The following is a 16,589-nucleotide window of genomic DNA, read 5'->3' on the forward strand; positions in this document are numbered from 1 at the left end:
CCCTCACTTCCGCGTTCCCGGTTCCCCGCGATCCCGCTCCCCGCGGGCTGGGCCGGCCCGGGTCCGCCCGTCGCTTCCCGGGCCTGACCGGGCCCGCCCAGGGCGAACCGGGGGCGGGTCTCAGACCCCGCCCCCGGCACCCGTCTGCGGTTCAGATGGTGCCCCGGTCAGCACTCGCTGTAGCCACAGGCTAGGCACTTGCTGCAACCCTCTTCGTGGACCAGCGCGTGGCTGCCGCACTCGGGGCACAGGTTCATGCTCAGCTCGCGGCCGTTGCCGCCGGTGATCCGCGGGGCGGGGGTCTCCGCCGGCGGCCGGCCCGGCGTGCCGTCGATCACCAGCGACTGGGCGCCTGCACCGGCGATGCTCCGCGTGCCGTTGCCGTTGGAGCGCGGGGCCTCCCCGTGCCCCTCTCCGGCGACCTCGCTGGCCCCCGCGGCGCCGGCCTGGCCCGCCCGGGCCGCCGCCACGGCCTCCCGGGCCTGCTGGGCCGGATCGGCCGCGAAGACCGTCAGCTGCCCCGCGGCCACCTCGTCGACGGGATCCCGCTCGATCTTGCCGGCCAGGTAGTCGTCCAAGAACTGGGCGATAGCGTCGGGCACCGATAGCACCCGGTTGGGGCCGAAGCCCACCGAGCGGCTGCCGCCGATGCCGCGCAGCTGCTCCACCACCTCGTGGGGGTCGACGCCGGCCCGGAAGGCCAGGGAGACCAGCCGGGCGATGGCCTCGGTGAAGGCAGCCACGTCGGACCCCGCCTTGCCGATCTGGGCGAACAGCTCGAACGGATAGCCGTTGAAGGTGTTGAGCGTCAGGTACAGGTTGCCCAGGGGCGTGGTCCGCCGGACGGTGAAGCCGTTGAGCTTGCTCGGCCGCTCGATGGGCCGGATCTGCCCCCAGGTCACCTTGAGCCCGCCGGCGATGCCCGGCGCCCCCGCCACGGCGACGGCCGGAGCCGGGCCGCCCGCGTCCACGTCCGCCTGGCCCGCGGCGCCGGCCGGGGCGCCACCGGCCTGGGAGGCTCCCTGGCCCGCCTTGCCCTTGCCGCCCTCGTCCAGCTTGTGCAGCACGCCCTCGCGGCTACCGTCACGGTAGTAGGTGATGCCCTTGCACCCCAGCTCGTAGGCCAGGTTGTACAGGGTCCGCACCTGGTCGACGGTGTGCTCCCGCGGCGCGTTGACGGTCTTGGAGATGGAGGCGTCGACGTACTGCTGGATCACCGCCTGCATGCGCACGTGCTCCTCGGGCGTCAACTGGTCGGCGGAGACGAAGTAATCCGGCACCGGCTCGCCGGGGTGCTCGTCCAGCCACTTCTGGTACAGCTCGTGGTAGACGATGTGGGTGCCCGTGCGGTCCGTCCGCTTGAAGGAGAAGGCGAACACCGGCTCGATCCCCGAGCTGACGCCGGCCAGCAGGCTGGTGGTCCCGGTGGGCGCCTGGGTGAGCAGGAACCCGTTGCGGATGCCGTGCTCGGCGATCAGGCGCCGGATGTCCTCGGGTAGCCGCTGGATGAACCAGCCCTGCAGGTACTTCTCCTTGTCGAAGAGGGGGAAGGCCCCCTTCTCCTTGGCCAGCAGCGCCGACGTGCGGTACGCCTCGTCCCGGATCAGGCGGTAGACCTGGTCGCAGACCTCGAAGGCCTTCTCGCTGCCGTAACGGACCCCCAGCTTGATCAGCATGTCGGCCAGGCCCATGGTTCCCAGGCCGATGCGCCGGATGCCGTACCGCTGGGCCTTCTCGTTCTCGGGGAAGAAGTACTCCGTGGCGTCGATCACGTTGTCCAGGAAGCGCACGGCGATGGACACCGTCTCCCGGAGGCCCTCCAGGTCCAGTTCACCATCCTGGACGAACGCGGCCAGGTTGATGGCGCCCAGGTTGCAGACGCCCCAGGGGCCCAGCGGCTGCTCGCCGCAGGGGTTCACGCAGTTGATGGTCTCGCAGTACCAGGTGTTGGACCGCTTGTTGACCCGCTCCATGAAGACGACGCCGGGCTCGCCCGAGGCCCACGCCGACTCGCAGATCAGCTCCCACAGGTCCCGGGCCCGCACGGTCTTGTACACCTTGCCGTTCCACTTCAGGTCCCAGGGCTGGTCCTGCTTCACCGCCTCCATGAAGGCGTCGCTGATGCAGACGGAAAGGTTGGCGTTGGTGATCTTGGTCAGGTCCCGCTTGACGGTGATGAACTCCTCCACGTCGGGGTGGTCGTCGTCCAGCATCAGCATCAGGGCGCCGCGGCGGCTGCCGCCCTGGATCACGCTGCCCGTGGCGGTGCTGTACACCTCCGCCCAGGACACGGGCCCGCTGGCCGTGCCGTTGACCCCCTTGACGTAGGTCCCCCGCGGCCGCAGCGTCGACAGGTTCACCCCCACGCCGCCGCCCCGGGACATGATCTCGACCATCAGGGAGACGTTGTCCATGATCCCCTTGCGGCTGTCCTCGGGGGAGGGGATCACGTAGCAGTTATAATAGGTCACCTTGTTCCCCGTGCCGGCGCCGGCCAGGATGCGACCGCCGGGAACGAACTTGAAGCCGTCCAGCGCCTGGCGGAAGCGCCGCTCCCACTCCTCCCGCCGGTCCGGCTCCTCCACCTCGGCGATGGCCCGGGCGACCCGGTCCCACATCTCTTCCGGCGACGACTCCACCGGCTTCCCGTCGGGTCCTTTCCGGGCGTAGCGATCCAGGAAGACGGTCTTCCGGATACCCGTCAGTTCCATCGGCGGTCCTCCTTCTCCTGAACGCGATCAGGCCATGATACGGCGAGCGTCCATGAACGGCAACGGCTGAAAACTTAAGGCGGCCCAGCGATCCCGGGATCTCAGGGATCCAGGGCGGGGGCGGGCGGTTCGGCAGGGGCTTGTCCCCCCTGGGAACGCCGCGGGACGGCCTCCTCCCCCGGATCCGGGGCCGGCGCCGCGGCCGCGCCCTCCGCCGGGTCCGCGGCGGCCGCCCCGCCCGCCACCGCGGAGCCGCCCGGGGCCGGAGCCGGTTCGTCCCCGGCCAGGAGCCGGTCCAGCTCGCGCCGGAAGGTCTCGATGTCCTTGAACTGGCGGTAGACCGAGGCGAAGCGGACGTAGGCCACCTGGTCCAGGCGCCGGAGGCGCTCCATCACCATCTCGCCGATGACGCGGGATTCGACCTCCTTGTCAAAGCGGCTGCGGAGCTCCCGCTCGATCTCGGCGGCGATGGCCTGGAGGCGCTCCAGTTCCACCGGGCGCTTCTCGCAGGCGGTCAGCATGCCCCGCAACACCTTGTCGCGATTGAAGGGCTCGCGCCGGCCGTCCTTCTTGATGACCAGGAGGGGGGTCGCCTCGACCTTCTCGTAGGTCGTGAATCGCTCCCCGCAGACCTGGCACTCCCGCCGCCGGCGAACGGCCATGCCCTCCTCCGTCGGCCGGGAGTCCAGCACCCGGGTATCGGGTGCGTGGCAGCGCGGGCAACGCACCGGCTCACCCCCTGCCCCGAACCGGATCGGACGAACGCGGCTTGCCGGCGAGCCGGGCGGGCGTCCCGTCGACGCCGGCGCCGGCGCGGCCGGCCCCTGCCACCGGCAACGATGCGGCGCCCACACAACAACATCTAGGCGCCGCGACACGATCCAACACCATATGTAGGCGTTCGCCCACTTGGCCGGGATTCGCTACGGGTCGTCCATTTCCTGCCGGCCGGAAAGACACCCGGGGGCGAGTTGGGATCGCCCCCCTGCAGGTTGCGCCACCGCCGCCGGGGATGCAACCCCGCTGACAGGGCGTGGCACGGGATCCTGGCGCGGGAGGGAATACTATCGTCCTGGATCGGGAACCTTCGCCCCGGCACCCTTCACGGCTTTTGCCGGTCCCGGCGACGGAGGAACCCGGCCGGGCGGCCTGGCCGGGGCGCGGACGAGATCGGATGGCGACCGGAGCCGGTCCCGGCATAATCCGGTGTGCAACCCTTGCGGGTGGAAAGGCTCTTTGTGTAGTGTGAAGTGGTAGACGTGCGGGGTCCCGCCGCGAACCGGCTCGCCGCCGCGGTGGGCGCCGGGCCGCGGTTCGGCCCCAGCAGGACATCCGCCCTGCCGGCCGGATCACGCCCCGGTGCTGCAGCGGCCCGCCCGGTCCGGCCCCGCCACCGCGCCGCCGCGCAGCGCCCGTTCCTCCCGTCGCCGGGCGCTGCCCCCTGCCGGGGACCGGGTCCCCGTCGCCCCAACCCGCCCCGGGGGCGGCAAGACTTGTCGGGCGGAAGGAGGAGCTTCCCGTTGAGCCGGGTTGATACACCGGAGCAGCAGCCGCCGGCGTCCGGGGGGCGCAAGTCGCTGATCGGACGGCTTGCCGACTGGATCTTCAACAGCGCCCTCTGGAAGTCGATGTACATGAACCCGTACCCGCGGGACCGGCGCACCCGCGGCCTGGCGGTCCTGAACAGCCTCTTCTTGCACCTGCATCCGGGCCGGATCACCCGCCAGGCGCTGACGTTCCGCTACACCTTCGGTCTCGGCGGCACGTCCTTCTTCATGTTCATCCTGCTGACGGTCACCGGCGTCATCCTCATGTTCTACTACATCCCGTCGGTGCCCCAGGCCTACTTCAGCATCGAGGACCTGGAGACCACCGTCGCCTTCGGCCAGTTCTTCCGCAACATCCATCGCTGGGCGGCCCACGCCATGGTGCTGCTGGTGTTTCTACATATGGTACGGGTCTTCTACACCGGCGCCTACAAGCCGCCCCGGCAGTTCAACTGGGTGATCGGCGTCATCCTGCTGGTCCTGACCTTCCTGATGAGCTTCACCGGCTACCTGCTGCCGTGGGACCAGCTGGCCTACTGGGCCGTCACCGTGGGTACCAACATGGCGGGGGCGACGCCCTTCGTCGGTGACAAGCTGAAGTTCCTCCTCATCGGCGGTTACGACATCAACCAGAACACCCTGATCCGCTGGTACACGCTGCACGTCTTCGCCCTGCCGCTGGTGGCGGCCGTGTTCATGGGCATGCACTTCTGGCGGGTGCGCAAGGACGGCTTCTCCCGCTGACGGCGTATCCGGCCGGCTCGAAGCCGGCTCGAAGCCGCCTTGAGGCCGGCGGAAGGGCGGCGTCCTCCGGCCCCGGGCCGCGGGGCGCCGCCAGCGCGACACGGCATCACCGGTAGGGCATGAGGAGGGAAGTCCCGTGGCACAGCCACAACCGGCGACGACCGCGACCGGCGGGGAGCCGCAGCGGCCCAATCCCAAGGAGCAGGTCACGGTCTGGCCCCACCTGCTGCTGATCGAGTTCGTCGGGGCCCTGATCTACACCATCGGGCTGTCGCTGCTGGCCATCCTGATCAAGGCGCCGCTGCTGGAACTGGCGAATCCGACCCACACGCCCAATCCGGCCAAGGCGCCGTGGTACTTCCTGAACCTGCAGGAGCTGCTCCTGCACATGCACCCGAGCCTGGCGGGCGTCATCGTGCCGGGCCTGGCCCTGGTGCTGATCGCCGCCATCCCCTACATCGACACCGACCCGTCGGACACCGGCGTGTGGTTCTCGGGTCCCAAGGGCCTGAAGATCTTCAAGTTCTCCTTCGTCTACACGTCGCTGATCGTGCTGGGGCTGATCCTCTTCGACGCCTTCTTCGCGGTCAGCGTGGGCGGCGTCGACTACATCGGCACCCGCGGCCTGGTGGCCGCCATCATGCGGCTCTTCATGAGCCCCGAGGCGATCCACGCCAACGCCCAGATCGTCGAGTACATCGCCGGCGTGGTGGTCCCGCTGATCGTCATGGCGGCCGTGCCCGGCGGGCTGGCGGCCATCGTCCGGCGGCGCTACCAGGCCAACACCCGGGAGACCATCATCGCCCTGTTCACCGTCTTCGTCGCGTCCTACTTCGTCCTCACCATCATCGGGACCGGCTTCCGCGGCGAGAGCCTGCACCTGGTCTGGCCGTGGCAGCTGGAGCCGCCCCACTGACCGGCGGCGGGCGGAGTCGGCATTCGGTGGCATGTTCTTGGTGCTGGAGGGATTGACGGATGGCCGAGGATCGCGAGCGTAGCCCGGAGACCGGGGAGGGACAGGCCGAACCGGCCGGAGGAGCCCAAGGCCCCGCGCCGGCGGCCGAAGGACCGGCGGGTGGAACCGGCGCCGCCGGCGGCGCGCAGCCTGCCGGTGAGGGCGCTGCCCCCAAGCCCAAGGTCGATCCGGAGAAGCTGGCGGCCGCCAAAGCCGCGGCGGCCAAGGCGGCTGCGGCCAAGGCGGCGGCGGCCCGGGGTGCCGGAGCCGGTGCCGCGGCGGGCGCCGGTGCCGCTGCCGGTGGGGGCGCCGCCCGTCCTGCGGCCCGGGCCGGCGGCCACGGCGGTGCCGCGGCGGCCCGGCGGGAGGAACCGGTCACCCGGCGGACCTTCCTCCACTGGGCCCTGTGGGGTTCGGCCCTGCTCTGGCTGGGCCAGTTCGCCGGCCAGTTCGGCAACTACTTCTGGCCCCGCAAGGTCGGCTTCTTCGGGCAGAAGATCAACATCGGCCCCGCGTCCAACTACCCGGTGGGCACCGTCACCAAGGTCGACGCGGGCAAGTTCTACCTGGTGCACGTGGAGCAGGGCATGATCGCCCTCTACTGGCGGTGCACCCACCTGGGCTGCACGGTGCCGTGGAAGCCGGAAGAGCGGCCCGACGCCGGCGGCTGCTTCTGCTGCCCGTGCCACGGCTCCCAGTTCAACAAGGTTGGGGAGAAGATCGGCGGCCCGGCGCCGCGGCCCATGGACTACTTCCCCATCGAGATCGACGCCGCCGGCAACGTCTGGGTCGACACCGGCCGCGTTCAGCAGCGCACGGCCTTCAGCCCCGACCAGTTGACGCCGGTGTCCTGACGGCCGGGAGGCCGGAAGCCGTGCCGGCGGCTAGGGCCGGCCGCCGGCCGGTTCGTCCGGCGCGGCTGGGCCCGTGGGAGAGGCCACGCCGAGGCCGGCCGGTGGGTGGCAGGGGTCCCAGCCGGGACCCGGTGCGGCAAGGAGGTGCAGCCCGATGTTCGAGGTCCTCGAGTCCGTCGAGCTTTTGGCCGTCATGATCGTGATCTTTCTGTGCTTGTGGGCGGTCGACACCGTGGAGCGCTTCACGGGCCGCCCGCTGGAGAAGGCCGACGAAGACGACTGAAGCCCGCCCGCGCGGAAAGGAGTCGCAGCCTTGAGCAAGCGGAAAGTGGTCGCCCTGGCCCTCCTCTGGGCGCTGATCCTGATCATCCAGGGGTACTGGCTCATGGAGAGCCAGCGCATGAGCAAGGCGTCGGCCGCGGCGCGGGAGGAACAGGCCGCCCACGGCGCCCAGCTCTACGCGCAGAACTGCATGCTCTGCCACGGACCCGTCGGCGAGGGCATCATCGGCCCGCCCCTCAACCGGGAGGAGTTCCGGGCCGAGGGCAAGACGCCGATCCAGGCCGCGACGATCCAGGACTTCTTGACCAAGACCATCGCCCGCGGCCGCCCCGGGTTCGACCACAACACCTGGAAGATCGAAGACGGCAAGATCCACTCCTACACGCGGATGCCGACCTGGGCCACGTCGGACAACGGGCCCCTCAACGAGCAGCAGATCCGCGACCTGGTCACCTTCCTGATGTACGGCAACTGGTCCGAGCCCCAGAAGTACGCCGGGGCGCCGGAGGTGGCCCGGTTGACGGTCACCGAGTACGTGGAGAACCCGGACACCGGCCAGCAGGAGCCGCGGACCCGGCCCGTCACCGCCCAGGACCTGGACGTCAAGGCCGCCGGCTTGACCGACGAGGAGAACCAGCAGGCCAAGGAACTCTTCGTGAAGATGACGTGCATCCAGTGCCACACCCTGGGCAGCTACGGCGGCGTCATCGGACCCAACCTGAGCCGGGCCGGCGAGTGGCTGCCGAGCCTGGAGTTCACCGAGCGGTGGATCAGCGATCCCCAGTCCTTCGCGCCGGAAGAGCGGATGCCCACCGTCTGGCACGGCCAGGGCACCCCGGTGGATCTGACGGAGACGTATCGTAAGGAAGCCGAGAAGTTCCGCAGCATCATGCCCTCCTTCAAGGACGCCATGACCCCGGACCAGATCCGGTTGCTGGCCCGGTTCCTGATGGGTCTGGGCGACGTGGAGCAGCGCAACGCCCAGGCGGGGCCGGCCGCCGGTGCGGAAACGGGCCAGGGCCAGGGGCAGGGTGGTGGCTCGGGCGCCGCTGGCGGTTCGGGCGGCGGTTCCTGAGACCGGCGGAAGCAGGCGACATGGCGGTCCATGACACCGGCGAGGGGCACTGGGGAAGGACGGGTGCCCCTCGCCCTTTTTGCGGACGAACCGGCGCCCGGACCATCCTGACCGCTGCGGACCGGCCAATGCGGTATCCTGGTGCTGCCGGTTCCACCGCCGAGGAGGGACAAGCCGCATGGAGAGCTCGACCAGGGCGCTGACCGGGGAGGCGGAAGCCGGGGCGGCGGCCGGGGCCGCGATCGGCCCGTCCGGCTGGATCGGACGTCCGCCGGCGCCGCCGGGGATCCCCTGGACATGGGGGCTGGCCTGCCTGGCGCTGGGCTGGGGAGCGGGGTCGCTGTTCCGCCTGCGGCAAATGCTGGGGATCAACATCCTCGACATGTTCGGATTCTGGTGCCTGGTGGGGGCGGGCCTTGCGGCGGCCCGTTTCTTCACCCTCCTGCAGGTGGCCGACGGCCGGCGGCGGCTCTTGGAGGCGCTGGATGCCTTGCCCGGCGACCGGGTGCGGGTCGCCCTGCCGCCGCCCATCGCCGGGGGCCCGCCCGGGCGCGGGGCAGCGGAATTCCTGGTCTCCGGCCCACGCCGGGCCTGGGTGATCGGAACCCTGGACCTGTCGGCGGCGACCCGGCGCCGCTCGGCCCAGCGGGTCCTGGTGCGGGCCGCGGAGCGGCTGGCGGCCAAGACCCGCGCCGTGGCCGCGTCCTTAGCCGCCGAGGGCCTCCAATGGCCTGCGGGCGTCGAGGGGATCCTGGTCCTGACCCGGCGTCCGGTGGGCGGCCCCATTCTTGAGTACGGGGTCTGGCAGGTCAACCCGGAGCAGGTGTCCAAGGTTCTGGAAGAACGGGACCAGGCCGCCGGCGCCGAGCCTCCCGAGCGCACCGGCACCAGCCCGGGCACCAGCCCCGGCTCGAGCTCCGTTTTCGGCAACGCCGGCGCGGCCGCCCGGGGCGGCACGGCCGGTGGGCCCCATGCCGCGGGACTGGCGCGATGGTACGCTCAGGTCGAGGGGACAAGCCGGGCGGGCCGGCGGCGCCGGCCGCGCCGGCCCGCCCGCCGGGCCACGCCGCCCCGGCCGGCCCCCGGCGAGAACCAACCGCCGGGCGGTGGCGACGCCTGACCCGCCCGCTGGGGCGGCCGAGGCCTCGCAGGAGGCCCCTTGCCGGCAGTCCGTTCGTCCAAGGAGGCAAGGCGTGTCGATGCCCTCGTTCCTTCAGGTGGCCGTGCTGATGGCCGTGGTGATCACAGCGGCCAAGGGGGCCGGGGCCCTGTCCCGGCGCCTCGGCCAGCCCGCCGTGTTCGGCGAGCTGTTGGCCGGGATCCTGCTGGGACCGACCCTGCTGGACGTTCTGCACTGGCCCGTGTTCACCGACGCGGAGTACCTGGGCCGGCTGACCCGGGACCTGGCCGAACTGGGCGTGATCTTCCTCATGTTCATGGCCGGCCTCGAGACGGACCTCGGGGAGATGCGCAAGGTGGGGGCGGCGGCCTTCGCCGGGGCCACGGGCGGGGTGCTGCTCCCCTTCGCCGGCGGCACGGCCCTGGGCATCGCCTTCGGCTTTCCGCTGTACGAGAGCATCTTCATCGGCACGATCCTCACGGCCACGTCGGTGAGCATCACGGCCCAGACCCTGCTGGAGCTGGGGCGGCTGCGCTCCCGGGAAGGGACCACCATCCTGGGCTCCGCCGTCATCGATGACGTGATGGGGATCGTCATCCTCTCCGTCGTGGTGGCCCTCCACCAGGCAGGGCTCGCGTCGGGGACGGGTGGACCCGGTCTGGCCGCCGGCGCGCCGGAGGCCGGCGGGACGGCCACCGGCCACGGGGGGACGGGCGCGGGCCTCTTCCCCATCCTCCTGATCATCCTGCGCATGGCGGTCTTCTTCGCGGCGGCGGTGGCCGCGGGCCGGTGGGTGCTGCCCACCCTGCTCCGGCGGGCGGCGCGCTGGCCGGGTACCGAGCCCCAGTTCGCCATGGCGCTGGTGACCGGGCTGCTGCTGGCGGTGGCGGCCGAAGAGCTGGGCGGCGTGGCTGCCATCACCGGCTCCTACCTGGCCGGCGTGATGCTGACCCTGCACCCGGACCTCAAGGAGGCCCTGGAGGAGCGCCTGTCCGTCCTCGCCTACAGCTTCTTCGTCCCCATCTTCTTCGTCAACATCGGGCTGGAAGCGGACCTGGTGGACGCCCTGGCCGCCAGTGGTCCAGCCTTCGTCCTGCTGATCCTGGCCGTCGCCGTGGCGGGCAAGATCGTCGGCTCGGGGCTCGGCGTGCGCCCCTTCGGCTTCGGCTGGCTCGAGTCCCTGCGGGTGGGCATCGGCATGGTCAGCCGCGGCGAGGTGGCCCTGATCGTGGCGGGCATCGGCCTCCAGGAGGGCGTGATCTCCCAGGCGGTGTTCTCCGTCATGGTCGTCATGACCCTCTTCACCACCCTGATCACGCCCATCCTGCTGCGCTGGTCCTTCGGGCGGGCTTCGGGCTCGCCGTCGGGGGCCGCCGCCTATGCGCCGCTGCCGGGACCGCGGTCGGGCGAAGCCGATTGACGCCAGCCCCGATCCGGCCGGCGGGACGAACCGGCCCCTGGGCACGCCTCCCCCCTTGACCTGCCTGCCCGGGGGCGGTCGAAGATCGTGGGGCCGAGGGCCCTGCGGCGGCGGGCGAAAGGAAGGGGGCGAGCGCCATGCGGTTCCTGGTGGCCGTCGACGGATCGCCGCCGTCGGGCCGGGCGGTGGAGTGGGCCGGGCGGCTGCTGCGCGGCGATTCCGAAGCGGAACTGATCCTGCTCCACTGCGTGCCCGGCATGAGCGGCGACCTGTTCGTGGGTCCCGACGCGGTCGACCGGTTCCTTGAGGAGTCGGAGCGCCTGGGGCAGTCGATCCTGGAAGCGGCGGCCCGGCGGCTGCCGGCGGATGGACCCCGGGTCCAGACGGTGCTGCGCCGGGGCGACCCCGGCCGGGTCATCGTGGCCGAGGCCGAGGAGCTCCGTCCGGATCTGGTCGTCCTGGGACGGCGCGGCCTGGGCCGGCTTTCCTCGACGCTGCTGGGCAGCGTCAGCGGCTACGTCGTCCAGCACTGGCGCGGGCCGGTGCTGACGGTCCCCTGAGGCAGGGCTGGCGTCCGCAGCGGGCCCGGCGCCACCGCCGGGCTCACCGCCGGGCGCCCCACCCGCCGGCCCGTCACCGGCGACGGCGCCGTCCGGTCCTCGGAGCCTCCCGCCGGAGCCGGGCCGGCAGCCACAAGGGGCGGCAGTGGGCACAAGGGGGGCGGCGGCCTTCCTTTCAGGCCGCCGCCCCCCTTCCGTTCACCGCCATCGCCCGTTCCATTGCACCCGGCGCACGGCGCGCCCGGCCGTGGGCGCGGCCTTCCCCCGTGGCGCCGGGCGGGTGCACCGGCTGGACCGGCTGCCCCCCCAAGGCTCACCGGCTCACCGGTCCCGCATCAGAAGCTGCGCCCGCCCAGGGCCATCAGGGAGACCTCGGCCCAGCGCACGAAGGCTTCGGGCCACAGGCCCAGCACCAGGGTGAAGAAGACGCACACCACCAGCGCCGTCCAGATCGGTGCGGGCACCGGCACGGGCGTGTCGGGCACCGGCTCCTTCTCCGGCGAGACCACGTACATGTAGCGGACCAGGTTGTAGTAGTAGCCCACCGAGATCACGCTGTTGAGCGCCACCACCACCGGCAGCCAGTAGTTCCCCGCGGCGATCAGCGAGCGGAAGACGGAGAACTTGGCCATGAACCCGGCGGTCGGCGGCAGCCCGACCAGGGAGACCAGGAAGACGACCAGCAGCGCCGCCAGCAACGGCTCCCGCCGCGCCAGGCCGGCGAAATCCCGCAGCTCCCGGCCCTCCCCCTGCACCTGCAAGGCGGTGATCACCGCGAAGGCGCCCACGTTCATGAAGGTATAGGCCATCACGTAGTATAGCACCGCCGGCCGGCTCAGTTCGGTGGCCGCGGCGATGGCCGCCAGGATGTACCCCGCCTGGGCGATGGACGAGTAGGCCATCAGGCGCTTGACGTCGGTCTGCCGCAGGGCGGCCACGTTGGCCACCGTCATGGTCAGCACGGCCAGGATCACGAAGGCGATCTGCCAGCTGCCCTGGGCGCCGCCCAGGCCGCCGTAGAAGACCCGCAGGATGGCGGCGAAGGCCGCCCCCTCGGAGGCCACGGCCAGGTAGGCCGTGATGGGCGTGGGCGCCCCCTGATAGGCGTCGGGAAGCCACAGGTGGAAGGGCACCGCGCCCGCCTTGAAGGCCAGGCCCGCCAGGACGAAGGCGATGCCCAGGGCCAGGACCGGCGCGGGCAGCGGGCCCGCGGTGGCCCCGCCCTGCAGCGCCTGGCCCACCTGCTGGGCCAGTTCCACCAGGTCAAAGGTACCCGTGGCTCCGTAGAGCAGGGAGATGCCGAACAGGAGGATTCCCGAGCTCAGGGCGCCGTTGAGGAAGTACTTGAGCGACGCCTCCTGGGAACGGGGGTCGGTGCGCATCAGCCCCGCCAGGGCGTAGGAGCTCAGGGACAGCAGCTCCAGGCCCAGGTAGAAGGTCAGCAGGTTGGCCGCCCCGGCCATGAACAGGGCGCCCGTGGTCGCCAGGAGCAGCAGGCTGAAGTACTCGCCGGCGGCGATGCCGCGGGCCGCCACGTAGTCGATGGAGATCAGCGCGACCAGGGCCGTGGCGATCAAGAAGACCGCCTTGAAGAAGGCCGCGTAGCCGTCGCTGGCCACCATGCCGCCCAGGATTGGCCCGGGCTGGGTCAGGTCGCGCCGGATCAGGATCATGGCGACGACCACGCCCAGCACGGCCAGGTACCCGATCCAGTCCCGGCGCGTTCCCGCCGTCCCGGGGGCGCCGGCCGCCCCCTCACGCCCGCCGGCGAAGGCGTCGGCCAGGAGGAGGATCATGGCCGTGAAGGCCAGCACGATCTCGGGCAGGAGATAGACCAGCTCTCCGGCCGAAAGGACCGGCATCGTCACATCCCCCCCAACTTGGCGACGAATTGCGCGACGGGCGTGCTCAGCACCTGGGTCAGCAAGCCCGGCATCCACCCCAGCAGCAGCATGGCGGCCACCAGGGGTACGAAGGTCACCAGCTCGCGGGCCGTCACGTCAGGCAGTCCGTGCCACTCGGGCTTGGGACCGCCCATGGTCACCCGCTGCAGCATGGTCAGGTTGTACATGGCGGCCCCCACCAGGCCGACCAGCGCCACGTACACGGCCACCGGGAACACCGGCAGGGTCCCCATGAGGGTGAAGAACTCGCCGATGAAGGTGCTGAAGCCCGGCAGGCCCAGGTTGGCGAAGGCGGCGATGCCCAGGAAGGTGGCCGCCACGGGCGTGGTGCGGAACATCCCGCCCAGCCGGTCGAAGTCGCGGGTGTGGGTCCGGTCATACCAGAAGCCCACCAGCAAGAACAGCAGGGCCGACGCCAGGCCGTGGGCCACCATCATGAACACCGCCGCCATGGTGGCCGACTGGCCGGCCTCGAGGACCACCTGCGGGTCCCGGCCCGCCACCTGGGCCGCCTGGGCCGCCGCGGGTGCCGCCGCGGCCGCCGCCAGGGCCAGGACCACGAAGCCCATCTGGCTCACGGACGAATAGGCCACCAGCCGCTTGAAGTCCCGCTGGCCCAGGGCGGTGAAGGCGCCGTAGAGGATGGCGATCACCGCCAGCACCGCCAGGGTTCCCGCCAGGTCGCGGGCCACGTCGGGCAGGGTCGGCCAGGTGATCCGCATCATGCCGTAGGTCCCCATCTTCAGCAGGACCGCGGCCAGGATCACGCTGATGGGCGTCGGCGCCTCCACGTGGGCGTCGGGCAGCCAGGTATGCACCGGCCACATGGGCGTCTTGATGGCGAAGCCGGCGAAGAGCAGCAGGAACAGGGGCAGCTTCAGCGCCTGGGGCACGGCCGCCGGGGCCCGGCGCGCCAGTTCCACCATGTCGAAGGTGCTGGCGCCCGTCAGGAAGTACAGCCCCAGGATGCCCACGATCAGCACAATGCTGCCGACCAGGGTGTAGATGAAGAACTTCAGCGACGCGTAGTCCCGGCGCGGCCCGCCCCAGATCCCGATCAGGAAGTACATGGGGATCAGGGAGAGCTCGAAGAACACGTAGAACAGCAGGTAGTCCAGCGCCAGGAACACGCCGAAGATCCCGGTCACCAGGATGCCCAGCAGAACCCAGTACTCCTTGACCCGGTGCTCGATCCCCCACGAGGCCAGGGCCGCCAGCGGCGCGATCAGGGCCGTCAAGGCGACCAGGGGCAGCGAGAGCCCGTCCACGCCCAGGTAGTACCAGGCGCCCAGGGTGGGGATCCAGCGGTAGCGCTCGACGAACTGGGGCCCGCCGGCCGCGGGGTCGAACCCGGCCCAGACCGCCGCCACCAGCAGCAAGGGCAGGGCCAGGGCGATGGTGCCCAGCAGGCGGATGGCCCGGTGGTTCTCCCGGGGGATCAGGAGGGTCAGCAGCGCGCCCGCCGCCGGCACCCCCAGGATCAGGCTCAGGTAGGGCAGCGACGCGGACATCACCTCAGGCCTCCCGTCACTTCCAGGATCAGCAGCGCCAGCGCCACCACGCCGGCGAAGAGGGTCAGCATGTAACCCTGCACCAGGCCCGTGGACCAGCGCCGCACCACCTCGCCCACGCCGGCCACCAGGCGCGCCACGCCGTTGACGATCCCGTCGACCACCAGCCGGTCGAACCCGGCCGCCAGCCGCGCCACCGCGGACGAACCGGCCAGGACGACCACCTGGTACGCCCGGTCGAAGAACCACTTCTCCTGCAGGACGAAGTAGGGCGTGGCGAAGGCCGCCCGCAGGGTCTCGGGCGAGATCCAACCCAGACCGTAGACCACGACCCCCAGCAGGATCCCGCCGACGGCGAACAGCGTGCCGAGCAGCACCACCACCGACTCGGGCTCATGACCGGCCACGTGCTCGCCGAAGGTGATGAACTCGTGGACCGGCGCGCCAAAGAGGGCCGGCGCCAGGAAGCCCGCGGCGAAGGCCGGGATGGCCAGCAGCAGCAGCGGCCAGCGCAGTTCCGGCCCGCCCTCGTGGGCGTGCTCGTACTTGTGCTCGTCCCGCGGCCGGCCGAAGAAGGTCAGCACCACCGCCCGGGTCATGTAGAAAGCCGTCAGCCCCGCCGTCACGGTGCCCACCCAGAACAGCACGGGGTAGGGCGAGTGGTAGGCCGCCAGGAGGATCTCATCCTTCGAGTAGAAGCCCGAGAACGGCCAGATGCCCGCCAGCGCCAGGGTGCCGATGATGAAGGTCAGGGCCGTCCACTTCATCTTCCGGGCCAGGCCACCCATCTCCCGCATGTCCTGGGTGTGGACCGCGTGGATCACCGCGCCCGAGCCCAAGAAGAGCAGGGCCTTGAAGAAGCCGTGGGTCCAGAGGTGGAACATGGCCGCCGTGTACCCGCCGACGCCCAGGGCCATCACCATGTAGCCCAGCTGGCTGACGGTCGAGTAGGCCAGCACCTTCTTGATGTCCGTCTGCACGACGGCGATGGTGGCGGCCAGGAAGGCGGTGAAGGCCCCCAGGAAGGCCACCACCGCCAGGGCCGTGGCCGACTCGGCGAAGATGAAGTAGGTCCGGGCGACGAGGAACACGCCCGCGGCCACCATGGTGGCGGCGTGGATCAGGGCACTGACGGGCGTGGGACCGGCCATGGCGTCAGGAAGCCACACGTGCAGCGGCGCCTGGGCCGACTTCCCCACCGCGCCACCGAAGATCAGGAGGGCCGCTACGGTCATGGCCCGGGCGAAGTCCGGGGCCCCCGCCCCCGCCTGGTGCTCCACCCAGGCCTGCCAGTCGGCGAAACGCAGGCTGCCCGTCAGGTGGAACATGTACCAGAAGCCGGCCATCATCAGCACGTCGCCGATACGGGTGGTGATGAAGGCCTTGTACGCCGCCGCCTGGTTCTCCCGCTCCTCGAACCAGTGGCCGATGAGCAGGTAGGAGCAGGCGCCCATGATCTCCCACCAGATCAGCCAGAAGACGGCGTTGTCGGCGATGACCAGGCCGAGCATGCCCGCGGTGAACAGGGAGATCAGGGCGAAGTAGCGGTTGTACCGCGCGTCCCCGTGCATGTAGCCCAGGGAGAAGACGTGCACCATCAAGCTGACGAAGGAGACCATCAGCAGAAGGGTCGCTTCCAGGTTGTCGACCCGGAACCCGACCTGCAGCTCGAAGGAGCCGAACTGCAGCCACCGCCAGGCCGCCGTGTAGGCCTCCGGTCGGGCGACGGCATCCCGGAACACGCCCAGGGACAGGACCGTCGCCGCCAGCATGCCGGCGATGCCGATCCAGCCCGCCCGCTCCCCCAGCCGGCGGCCGAAGAAGACCGTCAGCACGAAGGCCGCCAGGGGCAACAGCGGGATCAACCAGGCCGACTCCACCACGCCGCTCACCTCGCAGTCCCGTC

Annotated in this window: 13 protein-coding genes; 8 read left to right on the plus strand and 5 right to left on the minus strand. The window is 71.2% G+C overall.

What is annotated here, in order from left to right; all coding sequences use genetic code 11:
* Window positions 1-167: 167 nt before the first annotated feature.
* Window positions 168-2,711 carry an adenosylcobalamin-dependent ribonucleoside-diphosphate reductase gene (locus tag ACYQ02_RS10935; protein WP_460040450.1) on the minus strand — a complete coding sequence of 848 codons (2,544 nt, stop codon included), beginning with the start codon at window positions 2,709-2,711 and terminating at the stop codon, window positions 168-170.
* A gap of 101 nt (window positions 2,712-2,812) precedes the next feature.
* Window positions 2,813-3,439: a transcriptional regulator NrdR gene (gene nrdR, locus ACYQ02_RS10940; protein ID WP_460040451.1), complete on the minus strand. Its 627-nt coding sequence runs from the start codon at window positions 3,437-3,439 to the stop codon at window positions 2,813-2,815.
* A 792-nt stretch (window positions 3,440-4,231) separates the two neighbouring features.
* Between nrdR and extP the strand changes: the two genes are divergently transcribed.
* From extP to ACYQ02_RS10980, 8 genes are all read left to right on the plus strand, one after another.
* The gene (gene extP / locus ACYQ02_RS10945; RefSeq protein WP_460040452.1) at window positions 4,232-5,002 is read left to right on the plus strand and encodes a selenite/tellurite reduction operon b-type cytochrome ExtP; all 771 of its coding nucleotides are present in this window, start codon (window positions 4,232-4,234) and stop codon (window positions 5,000-5,002) included.
* Window positions 5,003-5,138: 136 nt separating this feature from the next.
* Window positions 5,139-5,918: a cytochrome b family protein gene (locus ACYQ02_RS10950; protein WP_460040453.1), complete on the plus strand. Its 780-nt coding sequence runs from the start codon at window positions 5,139-5,141 to the stop codon at window positions 5,916-5,918.
* A gap of 59 nt (window positions 5,919-5,977) precedes the next feature.
* On the plus strand, window positions 5,978-6,811 hold the full coding sequence (locus tag ACYQ02_RS10955; RefSeq protein ID WP_460040454.1) for a QcrA and Rieske domain-containing protein: 834 nt from the start codon (window positions 5,978-5,980) through the stop codon (window positions 6,809-6,811).
* Between the two features lie 154 nt (window positions 6,812-6,965).
* The gene (locus ACYQ02_RS10960) at window positions 6,966-7,094 is read left to right on the plus strand and encodes a hypothetical protein (RefSeq protein WP_460040455.1); all 129 of its coding nucleotides are present in this window, start codon (window positions 6,966-6,968) and stop codon (window positions 7,092-7,094) included.
* A gap of 30 nt (window positions 7,095-7,124) precedes the next feature.
* Window positions 7,125-8,168, plus strand: a complete 1,044-nt coding sequence (locus tag ACYQ02_RS10965) for a cytochrome c (RefSeq protein WP_460040456.1) — start codon at window positions 7,125-7,127, stop codon at window positions 8,166-8,168.
* Between the two features lie 178 nt (window positions 8,169-8,346).
* Window positions 8,347-9,288, plus strand: a complete 942-nt coding sequence (locus ACYQ02_RS10970) for a hypothetical protein (protein WP_460040457.1) — start codon at window positions 8,347-8,349, stop codon at window positions 9,286-9,288.
* Between the two features lie 79 nt (window positions 9,289-9,367).
* Window positions 9,368-10,708, plus strand: a complete 1,341-nt coding sequence (locus tag ACYQ02_RS10975; RefSeq protein ID WP_460040686.1) for a cation:proton antiporter — start codon at window positions 9,368-9,370, stop codon at window positions 10,706-10,708.
* A 137-nt stretch (window positions 10,709-10,845) separates the two neighbouring features.
* Window positions 10,846-11,268: a universal stress protein gene (locus ACYQ02_RS10980; RefSeq protein WP_460040458.1), complete on the plus strand. Its 423-nt coding sequence runs from the start codon at window positions 10,846-10,848 to the stop codon at window positions 11,266-11,268.
* Between the two features lie 335 nt (window positions 11,269-11,603).
* On the opposite strand, the gene ACYQ02_RS10985 is transcribed toward ACYQ02_RS10980, so the two are convergent.
* The 3 genes from ACYQ02_RS10985 to nuoL are packed head-to-tail and all read right to left on the minus strand — an operon-like array spanning window position 11,604 to window position 16,575.
* A complete protein-coding gene (locus tag ACYQ02_RS10985) occupies window positions 11,604-13,130 on the minus strand; it encodes an NADH-quinone oxidoreductase subunit N (protein WP_460040459.1) in 1,527 nt (508 codons plus the stop codon).
* Between the two features lie 2 nt (window positions 13,131-13,132).
* Window positions 13,133-14,683, minus strand: coding sequence for a complex I subunit 4 family protein (locus ACYQ02_RS10990; RefSeq protein ID WP_460040460.1), 1,551 nt, complete (start codon window positions 14,681-14,683; stop codon window positions 13,133-13,135).
* The gene (gene nuoL, locus ACYQ02_RS10995; protein WP_460040461.1) at window positions 14,683-16,575 is read right to left on the minus strand and encodes an NADH-quinone oxidoreductase subunit L; all 1,893 of its coding nucleotides are present in this window, start codon (window positions 16,573-16,575) and stop codon (window positions 14,683-14,685) included. The genes ACYQ02_RS10990 and nuoL overlap by 1 nt, the downstream gene beginning before the upstream one ends.
* Window positions 16,576-16,589 lie beyond the last annotated feature (14 nt).

This window comes from Thermaerobacter litoralis, assembly GCF_054654595.1.